The following is a 13,141-nucleotide window of genomic DNA, read 5'->3' on the forward strand; positions in this document are numbered from 1 at the left end:
CTCTGCGGTGCCTTTTCTATATTTTATTCCCCTTTCTCCAAATTGTTTTTTATGTTGACAAAGAAATAAAATTGTAACTATAATGGTTACATATAATTGTAACTAAACCTGTTACAACATAAATACAGATGGATACATTTTATATAAAACAAAGTGAAAAAGGAGAATAAATATGAAACTTGCAGTGGTAGGCGCAACTGGTAACATCGGAAAACAAATCATCGAGGAAGCTTTAACACGCGGGCATGAAGTAACAGCGATTGTACGCGACGCATCTCGCGTAGAAACAACACATGAAAACTTACATGTTGTAACAGGTGATATCTTTCATGTAAGCAGCATTGCAAAAGAAGCAGCAAATCATGACGTTTTAATTAGTGCATTTGGTCCTAAACATGGTGAGGATGAGAAACTTGTAGAAGCAACACATTCTTTATTACAAGCAGCAAAACAAGCTGGCGCCTCTCGTCTTGTGTCAGTTGGAGGCGCAGGTAGCTTAGAAGTAACACCTGGCTTACAAGTTGTTGATACACCAGACTTTCCTGCAGAATGGAAGTCAATCGCATTAGCTCATCGCGATGCATTAGAGGTATATAAACAATCCGATTTTAACTGGACGAATTTAAGTCCTGCTGCAATGATCGAACCAGGAGAACGTACAGGCAAATATGTAACAGGTACAGATCAGTTATTAATAGATGAAGATGGTGAAAGTCGCGTTTCCATTCCAAACTACGCTGTTGCTTTATTAGACGAAGTAGAAACTCCTCAATTCCTACGTCAACGCTTCACAGTGCGTAACGCTTAACGAAAAAGAACCTAGCCTTGCATGATAGAAGGCTAGGTTCTTTTATTGTTTTATTTTTTCTTCTAAATTCGTAACGAGCTGTTTTACCTTTACATTTGCAAGAACATTTTCCATTGCTTCTTGCGCTTGCAATAATATAATTTCTAACACATTTTGAATGTTTGCCCCAACTGGACATTGTACATTTGGATTATCGTGAAAAGAAAATAAATGTCCTTCTTCCACAACTTCAACTGCTTTGTATACATCAAGTAATGTCACTTCGTCTAAATCCCGAGCTAAAGAAGTACCACCTTTTCCAGCTTGTACATCAACTAGTCCTGCTTTTTTTAGCATTCCTGTAATTCGGCGAATAACGACTGGGTTTGTATTGACACTACCAGCAATCCATTCAGATGTACAACGTGAAGTTTTATCAACTGCTAGTAATGTTAACATATGAACAGCCACCGTAAAACGACTACTAATCCCCACTTGTATTCCCCTCCTTTATTCCATTATCTATCATTCATAAAAAAATAACGTACCTTTTATTATATACCACTTTCTTTCGCTATATAAAGTGAAACTTTAATCAGTGGGGGGTTCTTCATCCCCCACTGATTATTAGCCCTCCCAATCGGGCTTTTACGGGCAGTTTATCTCCCACCTTACTTCTTTGCTTTCGCTGAATTTTGAGGCGGGAGTATTACTGCCCGTTAATGCGGGATAAAATAAATAACATTGTAAATCCAGAGAAAAAATCCTGATTTACTTATAAAAGAATCAGGATTTTTCTGTATTAATGACGCTTTATAAATTTAGCAAGATCTTTAAATTTCACTTTATCGGAATAGCTCATGACACCGTTTACGTAAATACGACTTGCAATAAAGTTTAAGAAGAAGATTGTCGCAAGTAATAACGATAAGGTAATGCTAATTTCTAAAGCGCCAGCTTCTCCAGCTACAACTCGTGAGAATGTGACCATTGGCGTAAAGAAAGGAACATATGAACTAATCACAACAATCGTACTATTTGGGTCTGATAATGATTTAATACTAATGAAAAACGCTGCCATAATTAAAATTGCGACTGGAAATGATACTGATTGTAAGTCTTCTGTTTTTGATACAACAGCTCCAGCCGCTGCATACATCATCGCATATAATAAATAGCCAGTAATGAAAAATACAATAAACAGACTAATAACTTTTACATCTAACTTCGCAAAATCAATCGGAAGACCAAATAAAGACGCATTATCTAAATCTACCCATCCAATTAAAACTGGAACGAGAACACCACATGCAAGGATAGCAATTTGTAGTAACGCTGTTGTAACAACAGCAAGAATTTTAGCGTACATCATATACAGCGGCTTCACTTTCGAAAGCATAATTTCCATAACACGAGAGGATTTTTCTGATGCGATATTCATCGCAATTGTGTTTCCAAACGCTATGATAAACATATATAGTACAAATATAAACACATATGCAATACCGAAGGAGGAAGCACGATCTTTTATTGCTTCTTCTTTCACCGAAATATCTGTTTGTAATTGCTGCGCCACATCAGACGGCACCTTATGTTTCGAAAGAATCACTTGCGTATATTGCTGTTTCAAATAGTTCGCTATAATAGTAGACGTTTCCTGGCTCGGAAAACCATTGTACATATACGTTACTTCGGGAACTCCATTTTTTTCTTTAACATAAAAGAGACCATCTAACTTTCCTTCTTCAACTTGTTTATGAAGTTTTTCTAACTGTTCTTTCTTTTCTACTCGTATTTGAGCTGATGGCAGAATTTTATTTAGCCCCTCTTCTTGCACTATATATGTCGCACTATCCATTACGATTGCCAACTTATCTTTGTCTTTATTTTTATCTTTATCAGAAGTAAAGTGATTAAAAGCAAAAATTCCAAATACCACTAAAAACAAAATCCCACTTGTAATCAGTGATTTTTTTGAAAGAAATGATTCTCTAAAATAAAATGAAAACACATGAAAAAATTTACGCATTCTTATTTCGCCCTTTCTACAAAGATTTCATTTAAGGTCGGTTCTAGCATTTTAAACTGACGTAAATGCACACCTTGCTCCTGTAATTTTTGTAAGATTGATAGGGCTTCTGTATCTTCCTGAATTTTAATATAAAGATAGCCAAGACGCTTCTCATACACAATTTGTAATGTTTGCAATGCTTTTTCATTTTCTTCGTTATCTTCGATTGTCAAGTTTCGAAATCCGTATTCTTTTTTTATATTACTTAAGTGACCTTCTACAACCGCCGCACCTTGCTTTAAAATACACACATGCTGACAAAATGATTCAACTTGTTCCATGCGATGACTCGATAAAATAATTGTTTTCCCTCTTTGAATTTGTTCTTCAATAATATTTGCTAGCATTTCAGCATTTACGGGATCCAATCCACTAAACGGTTCATCTAAAATGAGTAACTCTGGGTCATGTAAAAGTGCTGCGATCAATTGTATTTTTTGTTGATTCCCTTTCGAAAGTTCCCCTGCCAGCTTATACTTATATTCAGGGATTGCTAATTTTCCTAACCAAAAATCAATGGCTGTATCTACTTCTTTCCTTGTCATTCCTTCTAATCTCCCAAAATAGCGAAGCTGATCAATTACTCGACTTTTCGTATACAAACCTCTCTCTTCAGGAAGATAACCAATTGTTACACCACTCTTCGAAATCTCTTTCTTATCCCACGTAATACTGCCCTCATTTGGCGTTAATAAACTTAACAGCATTTTAATGGTTGTTGTTTTTCCTGCACCGTTTCGTCCTAGCAGTCCTAATACTTCACCCTTCGGCAAGGTAAGATTTAAATGATTCACTGCAACGTTTTCACCAAACTGCTTGGTTAATTGTTGAATCTGCAATGTCATACTTTTCTCTCCTTAAAATTAGTCCTATAAATTTAATAATATGCAAAATACGTATATTTTTACCATATTTTATTATAACATTGCACATACTAATTTATATACGTATATCAATATGCAAAATTGCATATACCTTCATTATATTATTTTGATATAATTTCATCATATAAAAATAATATAATGAAGAAACGAATTACATACCTTGGGAGGACATTATGAAGAAGAGAAAACTAACAACACTGTTATCTGTTGCATTGTTATCTACAACTTTAACAGCATGCAACACAACAGCAGAACAGACATCAGCAAAAGCAAAAGAAGAAAAAGTCCAGCTAACAGATCAACAATTAATGGCTGACTTATGGTATCAAACATCTGGTGAAGCGAAAGCATTATACCACCAAGGTTACAACATTGGTACACTAAAGCTAGATGCAGCTCTTGCTAAGGGAACAAGCAAGAAACCAGCTGTTGTACTAGACTTAGACGAAACTGTTGTTGATAACAGTCCACACCAAGCAATGTCTGTAAAAACAGGAAAAGGCTATCCTTATAAATGGGATGACTGGATTAATAAAGCAGAAGCGGCAGCTCTTCCTGGCTCAATTGACTTCTTAAAACATGCAGAATCAAAAGGCGTAGATATTTACTATATTTCAAATCGTAAAACGAATCAGTTAGATGCGACAATTAAAAATTTAGAACGTATCGGTGCTCCGCAAGCAACGAAAGAACACATCTTGCTACAAGACCCGAAAGAAAAAGGAAAAGAAAAACGTCGTGAACTCGTTTCAACAACGCATGATATCGTCTTATTATTTGGTGATAATTTATCAGACTTCATTGGTTTCGATGGATTATCCACGCAAGATCGTAATAAGAAAGTAGAAGAATTAAAAGCGCAATTTGGCGAGAAATTTATTGTTTTCCCAAATCCTATGTATGGTGACTGGGAAGGCTCTTTATATAACTATGACTTTAAAAAAACAGATGCAGAAAAAGATAAAATTCGTAAAGACAACTTAAAATCATTTGAAGACAAAAAATAAAGGATGGCACAGTGCCATCCTTTATTTTTTGTCCTTACTTTCCTACATCGAATATACAAATAATTCCAATATTTCTTTTTTGTTGTTTCCAAAAATGATTTTGAATAATTGATAATTGGTTCATTGAAAAAGCGTTAAGTAAAGCTTCTTTTAAAAGCAACCCAAATACAACGGCAATTATCCCAAGGACAATTCCAATGATTGATGTCAAATCCATCATTATTTTCTCCCAACTTATCCGCTACAAAAAACAGCTATATAACATAAAAATCGTTAAATCGTTTTATAAATGTATATTATATAAAAATAGAGTTAACGAAAGATTATCATTGTATCAATTTAAAAAAAACAATAATAATCGACTTTTTTTTACAATTTTTTTTCATTTTCATTACATCACGACTCCTTTGTTCCTTTTTATGTAAGATAGATTTATAATGTAAAAAGATATTCAAGTACGAGCAGTTTAGAAAGGACTACATCGGTTAAAAATGATTAAAAAACGAATTATAAAAAGAACCCTTTTAATTTCGATTATTATTCTCATTGTTATTTCTTTAATAAATTTTCTTTCCAAATCCTTTATACATAATCAAGCAGAAGCAGTTGAAACAAAAAAGCATGCTGAACATCCAAAAGAGGAGATTCCACCGTTCCCAAAAGCAAGTACGACAGCAAAAAAAACAGATGATCAATATAGCCTTGTCAATAATCCAGATTCATTACTCGTGTTAGTCAACAAGCACCGAAAGCTACCAGACTCTTATACACCAAGTGATTTAACAAAACCAAATGTTCCGTTTTTATCTCCGAAAGATAAAGAAAAAACATTACTTCGTAAGCCGGCAGCAGATGCCTTAGAAACAATGTTTGAAACAGCAAAAAAACAAGGAATTGAGCTTTCAGCTGTATCTGGATTTCGCTCTTATAAACGACAACAGTCATTACACAATACATACGTAGATCGTCAAGGAAAAGAAGCTGCTGATTCGTTAAGTGCCGTTCCTGGAACAAGTGAGCATCAAACAGGACTTGCTATAGATATTAGCTCTAATTCAGCAAATCTTCAATTGGAACCTGTATTTGGAGAAACACCTGAAGGAAAATGGGTAGCAGAGCATGCTCACGAATTTGGATTTATTATCCGTTATCCGAAAGATAAAACAAACATTACCGAATATGCTTTTGAGCCATGGCACCTTCGTTTTGTCGGCAATCCTCATGCTACATATTTATATACGCATCACCTAACATTAGAAGAAGCAATGGAAGACAAAAAATAAGAGAGCGATACGCTCTCTTATTTTTTTAATCTACTAACCTTTCTTTCCATTCCACCGACCAAGGTACTCCTTTTCCTGTTTTTTTAGAAGCCTGTACCATCGCTCCTCGCCCCACCAAACAAATCTCTCCTGCCTCATTCTTCACCATATAGTGTAAATCTAAAGATGAATTTCCGACATTTTCCGCTTTCACATACACTTTTAGGTTCTCATCAAAGAACACTTGTTTTAAAAAATTACATTGTAAATCTGCTACTACAATCATCGTTTCTGACGATTCATGCACCCACTCTTGCATAAAACCAAGTTCTTTAAAAAATTCAATACGAGCTTCTTCAAAATAAGTAAACGCAACACCGTTATTCATATGTCCAAACATATCCGTTTCACAAAAACGAACCTTTACAGGAATGTAGAATGAAAATGCACTTGCCCACTCTTCAAAATGTTCAATATAATGAATCTTCTTCACAAACACCCATCTCCTTCTCATATACTCCCTTTAATATTATTTGATTTTTCGGAAATTTAAAATCAAAATGCACTGCTATGCTAAACAAAAAGGAACCTGCACCTCCCTTTGTTTTACCGCCGCTCATGGCAGAAAAAGGAACTGACCGCTTCTATGCATAGCCAGATCCTCTCGCCCATCCAAAAAGAAAGAAGTTTTTTATGATATGCCTCAACTTATACTTAGCTATGAATCCATTTTTAAAACACAAAGGGACACGCACTCGCTTTCTCCCTTTGTTTTACCGACGCTCGTGGCAGAAATAGGCCCTGACCGCTTCTATGCATGGCCAGACCCTCTCGTCCACCCAACAAGAAAGAGGTTTTTTATGTTGCGCCTCAACTTGTATTTATATAACTATAAAAATTGCCTCTTCAAACTGAAGAGGCAATCTAGATTAATAGTTATTGTCACTACCAAAAAAATCTTTAAAGGATTGAATCGTTGTGTCACGGTTTAATGCAGCAATCGATGTCGTTAATGGAATTCCTTTTGGACAAGATTGTACACAGTTTTGTGAGTTACCGCAGTTTGCAAGTCCCCCATCACCCATGATTGCACGTAAACGATCCGCTTTATGCATTTCACCCGTTGGATGTGCATTAAATAAACGTGCTTGTGAAAGTGGTGCTGGACCAATAAAGTCAGATTTGTTGTTTACGTTTGGACATGACTCTAAACATACACCACAAGTCATACATTTTGATAATTCATATGCCCACTGACGTTTCTTCTCTGGCATCCTCGGTCCTGGACCTAAGTCATACGTTCCATCAATTGGAATCCATGCTTTTACACGCTTTAACGCGTTAAACATACGACTACGGTCTACTTGCAAATCACGAATAACCGGGAATGTTTTCATTGGTTTTAAGCGAATTGGTTGTTCTAGTTGATCAATAAGTGCTGTACATGATTGACGTGGTTTTCCGTTGATTACCATCGAACATGCTCCGCACACCTCTTCTAAACAGTTCATATCCCAAGCAATAGGTGTTGTCTTGTTCCCTTTTACATCAACAGGGTTACGGCGAATTTCCATTAATGCCGAAATAATATTCATATTTGGGCGATAGGGAATTTCAAATTCTTGATCATACTCCTGTGAGTTCGGACCGTCTTGTCTTGTAATAATAAGGCGGATTGTTTTCTCAGACATGTTGCTTATCCCCCTTCTCTTCTCCCTTAGCAGCTACTTCATGTTTTGAAGAATAATCACGCTTACGTGGTTTGATTAATGAAATATCAACGTCTTCGTAATGGAATGCTGGTGCCTTTCCTTCTCCTTCAAACTTCGCCATTGTTGTTTTTAAGAAGTTCTCATCATCACGATCTGGGAATTCTGGTTTATAATGTGCACCGCGGCTTTCATTACGGTTATATGCACCAATTGTAATAACACGAGCTAATTCAAGCATATTTGCCAGTTGACGTGTAAACGAAGCACCTTGGTTACTCCATTTCGCCGTATCGTTAATGTTAATGTGTTTATAACGTTCCATTAACTCTTCGATTTTCGCATCTGTTTCTAATAATTTTTTATTTTCACGAACTACTGTTACGTTATCTGTCATCCATTCTCCAAGCTCTTTATGAAGAACATATGCATTTTCATTACCATCTAACGTTAAAATATTATTGAATTTTTCTGTTTCAATTAATTCATTTTGCTCATATACAGCAGATGAAACAGCATCAGATGATTTTGAAAGTCCTTTCATGTATTCAATTGCATTTGGTCCCGCTACCATTCCGCCGTAAATCGCTGAAAGTAATGAGTTAGCACCTAGTCGGTTACCACCATGCATTGAATAATCACACTCACCAGCTGCAAATAACCCTGGAATACTTGTCATTTGCTTATAGTCAACCCATAGTCCGCCCATTGAGTAATGAACAGCCGGGAAGATTTTCATCGGTAGTTTACGAGGATCATCACCTGTGAATTTTTCATAGATTTCAATAATTCCACCAAGTTTAATATCTAGTTCTTTCGGATCTTTATGAGAAAGATCTAGATATACCATATTTTCACCGTTAATACCTAACTTTTGCTCTACGCAAACATCAAAGATTTCACGTGTTGCGATATCACGAGGTACAAGGTTTCCGTATGCAGGATATTTCTCTTCTAAGAAGTACCATGGTTTACCGTCTTTATACGTCCAAACGCGTCCACCTTCACCACGTGCAGATTCACTCATAAGACGTAACTTATCGTCCCCAGGAATTGCAGTCGGGTGAATTTGAATGAACTCACCATTTGCATAATATGCACCTTGTTGATATACAGCAGATGCTGCTGTACCTGTATTAATAATAGAATTTGTAGATTTTCCGAAGATGATACCAGGGCCCCCTGTTGCCATAATTACAGCATCAGCTCGGAAACTTTTAATCTCCATAGATTGTAAATCTTGCGCTACGATTCCGCGACATACACCTTCGTCATCGACAACAGCGCGTAAGAAATCCCAGCCCTCATATTTCGTAACAAGACCTGCTACTTCATGACGGCGTACTTGCTCATCTAACGCATATAATAATTGCTGTCCTGTTGTTGCACCAGCGAATGCTGTGCGGTGATGCTGCGTTCCACCGAAGCGGCGGAAGTCTAGTAATCCTTCTTCCGTACGGTTAAACATAACACCCATGCGATCCATTAAGTGAATAATACCAGGTGCTGCATCGCACATCGCTTTTACAGGAGGTTGGTTCGCTAAGAAATCTCCTCCATAAATTGTATCGTCAAAGTGGATCCATGGAGAATCCCCTTCACCTTTTGTATTTACAGCACCGTTAATGCCGCCTTGCGCGCATACAGAGTGAGAACGTTTCACTGGTACTAAAGAGAATAGTTCTACATTCACGCCTGCTTCCGCTGCTTTAATCGTTGCCATTAAGCCGGCTAATCCACCGCCAACTACGATAAGTTTCCCTTTCATGCTCTCCCACTCCTTACAAGTTTGCTAGATTCGGATTAATGAACGCAAATAATGCGCTCACTCCTACGTACGATAATATTAAGAAAACTGCTAATGTTACATACGTAGAAATACGCTGTGAACGTGGTGATACTGTGATACCCCAGCTAATAAGGAATGTCCATAATCCATTTGCAAAGTGGAAAATAGCTGATAAAATCCCAACTAAATAGAAGCCAAACATAAATGGATTTCCTAAAATATTTGCCATCATATCATAGTTTACTGTTTGTCCGAGCGCAGCCTGAATGCGAGTTTCCCAAACGTGCCAAGCTAGGAATATAAGTGTAAACACACCAGTAAATCGTTGCAGAACGAACATCCAGTTACGGAAATAGCTGTAAGATGTTGCATTGTTCTTAGCTGTAAATGCGATATATAAACCGTATACAGCATGGTACAGCAATGGTAAGAAAATCACAAAAATCTCCAATGCGTACCGGAATGGAAGCTGTTCCATAACATGAGCAGCACTATTAAAAGCCTCTGCTCCTCTTGTTGCAAAGTTGTTTATTACTAAGTGTTGCGTCATAAAGACGCCAATTGGAATGACACCCATTAACGAGTGCCACTTGCGAAATGTATACTCGCGGCCTTTCATGTCCCCATTACCCCCTCGAATGTTTGACTGCTGTTTGTTACATTACTTTATAACAATAGCATTTTTCCACTATTGTTATAAGAAAAACTGAAAAAATTATTCGAAATATTTCAGCATAATTTGATAACAAATTCATTTTACTCCTATTTTTGTCGAAGCGTCAAGAAAACGTATACATAATCTATATATAATTTTCATATTCTTTTTTCATTCTCTACATCAGATTTTTTCCAAAGAAATAGCTGTGTTTATCTATATAAAATGGTATATAATATTGGCAGTATAGAAAGTGGGGAATATTGTGAGTACAAAAAAAATCGAGAGCGAATCTTTACAAAATATTTCAATCCATGCATTTGCCTATGAATTGCTTCGGGAAGAATTACTCCCTGACTTAATAGGGAAAGAATTAGATGCCATTTTATATTGGGCTGGCAGAAACTTAGCACGAAAATATCCGTTAGAAACAATCGATGAAATAAGCCAATTTTTCGAAAAAGCTGGTTGGGGTGACTTAACGGTTATTGAACATAAACGTCGTGAAATGCACTTTAAACTAACAGGTGCTCTTATTGAAGAACGCCAGCAACAAAAGAGACATTCTTCTTACCAATTAGAAGCTGGTTTTATTGCCGAGCAAATTCAAAAGCAGCGTAGTGTGATTGCTGAATCTTACGAAGAACAGAAAAAGCGCTCTAGCTCTGTTACATTCCTTGTGCAATGGGATGTAAAAGATCCTGTCGAAGTATAATGCACATTCATAAGTCAACTAGACACGACCATGTCCAGTTGACTTTTTTTATCCCGCATTAACGGGCAGTAAGACCCCCACCTCAAGATTCAGAGAGAGTATTGTCCAGTTCCAGTGGCTAGAATGTTCGGTGGCTTCGCTTCTTCCTACGAGGTAAAATACACCTCTACGTCAGAAGCTCCATCCCCCTCACATTCTGGACGAGCCGCTTCCGCTTTTCTAAAGAAGATAGGTGAGGGATAACTGCCCGTAAAAGCCCGATTAGTTCAACTAACCATCAGTGGGAGATGAAAAAAACTCTCCACTGATGGAAGTTTCACTTTATCCCGCTATTTGCGGACATGCGCCCCGCTAATGAAAGTTTTACTTTCTCTACATAAATCCGTTTTAATTTTCCGATGCATAAACAGTCACTTTATATTATTTGTGACATTTTTTGATTATAACAAAAAAAATAGAAGACATTGCTACCTACAATGTCTTCCCTGTTAAATACGTATGAATGGTTTCCGCTATTTTTTGCGGCATTCCAGCTTCTATAATGTCTGTAACAGACGCTTCTTTCATTTTCTTAAGAGAGCCAAAATGTTTTAAAAGTGTTTTCTTCCGTTTTTCTCCGACTCCTGGTATATCATCCAATGCCGATTGAATGACAGATTTCCCATGAATTTGACGATGAAATGTAATCGCAAAGCGGTGCACTTCGTCTTGAATACGCTGTAATAAGTAAAACTCCTGGCTGTTACGCTCTAATAAAACAGGTTCCGGCGGTTCACCGATTATTAAATGTGACGTGCGATGTTTATCATCTTTCACGAGCCCTGCTGTTGGAATAGAAAGACCGAGTTCATTTTCTAACACATCACATACTGCAGCGAGATGGCCTTTCCCACCATCAATTACAATTAAATCTGGAAGTGGTAAGCTTTCTTTTAAAACACGTGTATAACGGCGACGCACAACTTCACGCATCGATTCATAATCATCAGGTCCTTGCACCGTTTTAATTTTATATTTACGGTACTCTTTTTTGGCAGGTTTTCCATCGTTAAAGACAATCATCGCGGAAACCGGATTTGTCCCTTGAATGTTAGAATTATCAAATGCTTCAATTCTATGCGGCGTTTCTATCCCTAGCTGTTCTCCTAATTTTTCGACCGCCTTAATGGAGCGTTCTTCGTCGCGTTCAATTAAATAAAATTTTTCATGCAGTGCAATTGTAGCATTCTTACTCGCTAAGTCGACAAGTTCCTTTTTCTGGCCTCGTTTTGGCTGCGTTGCTTCTACGTCTAAAAACTTTCCAATCAATTCATGATCAATGCTGCTTGGTACAACAATTTCTTTCGGTTTAAAGTGATTATTTTGTTCATAAAATTGTCCGATAAACGTTAGGAATCCTTCTTCCGGATCATCATAAATCGGAAACATCGAAACATCCCGTTCAATCAACTTTCCTTTTCGAACGAAAAATACTTGCACGCACATCCAACCTTTATCAACCGCATAACCAAACACATCGCGGTCGACTAAGTCACTCATAATCATCTTCTGCTTTTCCATTATTGCATCCATATGAGCAATTTGATCTCGCAATTCTTTCGCTCGTTCAAACTCTAATTTTTCTGATGCTTCATACATTTTCGCTTCCAATTCCGAACGAATTTCTTTATGTCCACCATTTAAAAACTTTATAATTCCATCGACAATTTCTTTATTTTGTTTATCGGTTACCTCTTGTACACAAGGCGCTAAACATTGTCCCATATGATAATACAAACAAACTTTATCTGGTATATTTGTACATTTCCGAAGCGGATACATACGATCTAACAACTTTTTCGTTTCATGAGCTGACTGTGAATTTGGATATGGACCAAAATATTTCCCTTTATCCTTTTTTACATTTCTCGTAATAAGCAAACGCGGCTCTTTTTCAGCTGTAATTTTAATAAATGGGTATGTTTTATCATCTTTTAATTGGATATTATACTTTGGATCATATTTTTTAATTAAATTTAACTCTAAAATGAGAGCCTCCAAGTTCGAGGAGGTGACAATATATTCAAAATCAACAATTTCCCCAACAAGACGGAGTGTCTTTCCATCGTGTGAACCAGTAAAATATGAGCGCACACGATTTTTTAACACTTTCGCTTTTCCAACGTAAATAACTATCCCTTGTTTGTCTTTCATTAAATAACAACCAGGCTGATCTGGTAAAATTGCTAATTTTTCTTTTAAATGATCGTGCACGCTACTTCC

At 36.8% G+C, this 13,141-nt stretch carries 13 protein-coding genes; 4 read left to right on the forward strand and 9 right to left on the reverse strand.

The features are described from left to right. Positions 1-172: 172 nt before the first annotated feature. The gene (locus BM350_RS05425; protein ID WP_090919612.1) at positions 173-808 is read left to right on the forward strand and encodes an NAD(P)-dependent oxidoreductase; all 636 of its coding nucleotides are present in this window, start codon (positions 173-175) and stop codon (positions 806-808) included. Positions 809-850: 42 nt separating this feature from the next. Here the strand turns inward: BM350_RS05425 and BM350_RS05430 are convergent, their stop codons facing one another. From BM350_RS05430 to BM350_RS05440, 3 genes are all read right to left on the reverse strand, one after another. After that, entirely contained in the window at positions 851-1,282 is a 432-nt protein-coding gene (locus BM350_RS05430) for an Rrf2 family transcriptional regulator (protein WP_090919615.1), read from the reverse strand. Between the two features lie 307 nt (positions 1,283-1,589). Beyond that, on the reverse strand, positions 1,590-2,816 hold the full coding sequence (locus BM350_RS05435; protein ID WP_090919618.1) for an ABC transporter permease: 1,227 nt from the start codon (positions 2,814-2,816) through the stop codon (positions 1,590-1,592). 2 nt (positions 2,817-2,818) lie between these two features. Next, positions 2,819-3,703 (reverse strand): ABC transporter ATP-binding protein, encoded by an 885-nt coding sequence (locus tag BM350_RS05440; RefSeq protein ID WP_090919623.1) that lies wholly within the window; start codon positions 3,701-3,703, stop codon positions 2,819-2,821. A 209-nt stretch (positions 3,704-3,912) separates the two neighbouring features. Here BM350_RS05440 and BM350_RS05445 point away from each other — a divergent pair, with 209 nt between their 5' ends. Next, positions 3,913-4,749 carry a 5'-nucleotidase, lipoprotein e(P4) family gene (locus BM350_RS05445; RefSeq protein ID WP_090919626.1) on the forward strand — a complete coding sequence of 279 codons (837 nt, stop codon included), beginning with the start codon at positions 3,913-3,915 and terminating at the stop codon, positions 4,747-4,749. Between the two features lie 34 nt (positions 4,750-4,783). On the opposite strand, the gene BM350_RS05450 is transcribed toward BM350_RS05445, so the two are convergent. Then, a complete protein-coding gene (locus BM350_RS05450) occupies positions 4,784-4,969 on the reverse strand; it encodes a hypothetical protein (protein WP_139207766.1) in 186 nt (61 codons plus the stop codon). Between the two features lie 289 nt (positions 4,970-5,258). On the opposite strand from BM350_RS05450, the gene BM350_RS05455 reads away from it, so the two are divergent. Beyond that, complete coding sequence (locus BM350_RS05455) at positions 5,259-6,032, forward strand: M15 family metallopeptidase (protein WP_090919644.1); 774 nt, start codon at positions 5,259-5,261, stop codon at positions 6,030-6,032. Between the two features lie 25 nt (positions 6,033-6,057). On the opposite strand, the gene BM350_RS05460 is transcribed toward BM350_RS05455, so the two are convergent. The 4 genes from BM350_RS05460 to BM350_RS05475 all read right to left on the reverse strand — a co-directional run bounded on the left by BM350_RS05460 (position 6,058) and on the right by BM350_RS05475 (position 10,128). Further along, the gene (locus tag BM350_RS05460) at positions 6,058-6,504 is read right to left on the reverse strand and encodes an acyl-CoA thioesterase (protein WP_090919632.1); all 447 of its coding nucleotides are present in this window, start codon (positions 6,502-6,504) and stop codon (positions 6,058-6,060) included. A 436-nt stretch (positions 6,505-6,940) separates the two neighbouring features. Next, a complete protein-coding gene (gene sdhB / locus BM350_RS05465; protein ID WP_090919635.1) occupies positions 6,941-7,702 on the reverse strand; it encodes a succinate dehydrogenase iron-sulfur subunit in 762 nt (253 codons plus the stop codon). Continuing rightward, positions 7,695-9,488: a succinate dehydrogenase flavoprotein subunit gene (gene sdhA, locus BM350_RS05470; protein ID WP_090919637.1), complete on the reverse strand. Its 1,794-nt coding sequence runs from the start codon at positions 9,486-9,488 to the stop codon at positions 7,695-7,697. The genes sdhB and sdhA overlap by 8 nt, the downstream gene beginning before the upstream one ends. A 13-nt stretch (positions 9,489-9,501) precedes the next feature. After that, entirely contained in the window at positions 9,502-10,128 is a 627-nt protein-coding gene (locus BM350_RS05475) for a succinate dehydrogenase cytochrome b558 subunit (RefSeq protein ID WP_090919640.1), read from the reverse strand. Between the two features lie 301 nt (positions 10,129-10,429). Here BM350_RS05475 and BM350_RS05480 point away from each other — a divergent pair, with 301 nt between their 5' ends. After that, the gene (locus tag BM350_RS05480) at positions 10,430-10,879 is read left to right on the forward strand and encodes a YslB family protein (RefSeq protein WP_090919643.1); all 450 of its coding nucleotides are present in this window, start codon (positions 10,430-10,432) and stop codon (positions 10,877-10,879) included. A 471-nt stretch (positions 10,880-11,350) separates the two neighbouring features. On the opposite strand, the gene uvrC is transcribed toward BM350_RS05480, so the two are convergent. Then, positions 11,351-13,132: an excinuclease ABC subunit UvrC gene (uvrC, locus tag BM350_RS05485; protein ID WP_090916512.1), complete on the reverse strand. Its 1,782-nt coding sequence runs from the start codon at positions 13,130-13,132 to the stop codon at positions 11,351-11,353. Positions 13,133-13,141 lie beyond the last annotated feature (9 nt).

This window comes from Bacillus sp. 103mf (genome assembly GCF_900116295.1).
Classification (GTDB): domain Bacteria; phylum Bacillota; class Bacilli; order Bacillales; family Bacillaceae_G; genus Bacillus_A; species Bacillus_A bruguierae.

Coding starts and splice junctions, on each gene's coding strand:
- BM350_RS05475 (WP_090919640.1), bottom strand. CDS start 10,128: ATGAAAGGCCGCGAGTATACATTTCGCAAGTGGCACTCGTTAATGGGT.
- sdhA (WP_090919637.1), bottom strand. CDS start 9,488: ATGAAAGGGAAACTTATCGTAGTTGGCGGTGGATTAGCCGGCTTAATG.
- sdhB (WP_090919635.1), bottom strand. CDS start 7,702: ATGTCTGAGAAAACAATCCGCCTTATTATTACAAGACAAGACGGTCCG.
- BM350_RS05440 (WP_090919623.1), bottom strand. CDS start 3,703: ATGACATTGCAGATTCAACAATTAACCAAGCAGTTTGGTGAAAACGTT.
- BM350_RS05450 (WP_139207766.1), bottom strand. CDS start 4,969: ATGATGGATTTGACATCAATCATTGGAATTGTCCTTGGGATAATTGCC.
- BM350_RS05435 (WP_090919618.1), bottom strand. CDS start 2,816: ATGCGTAAATTTTTTCATGTGTTTTCATTTTATTTTAGAGAATCATTT.
- BM350_RS05425 (WP_090919612.1), top strand. CDS start 173: ATGAAACTTGCAGTGGTAGGCGCAACTGGTAACATCGGAAAACAAATC.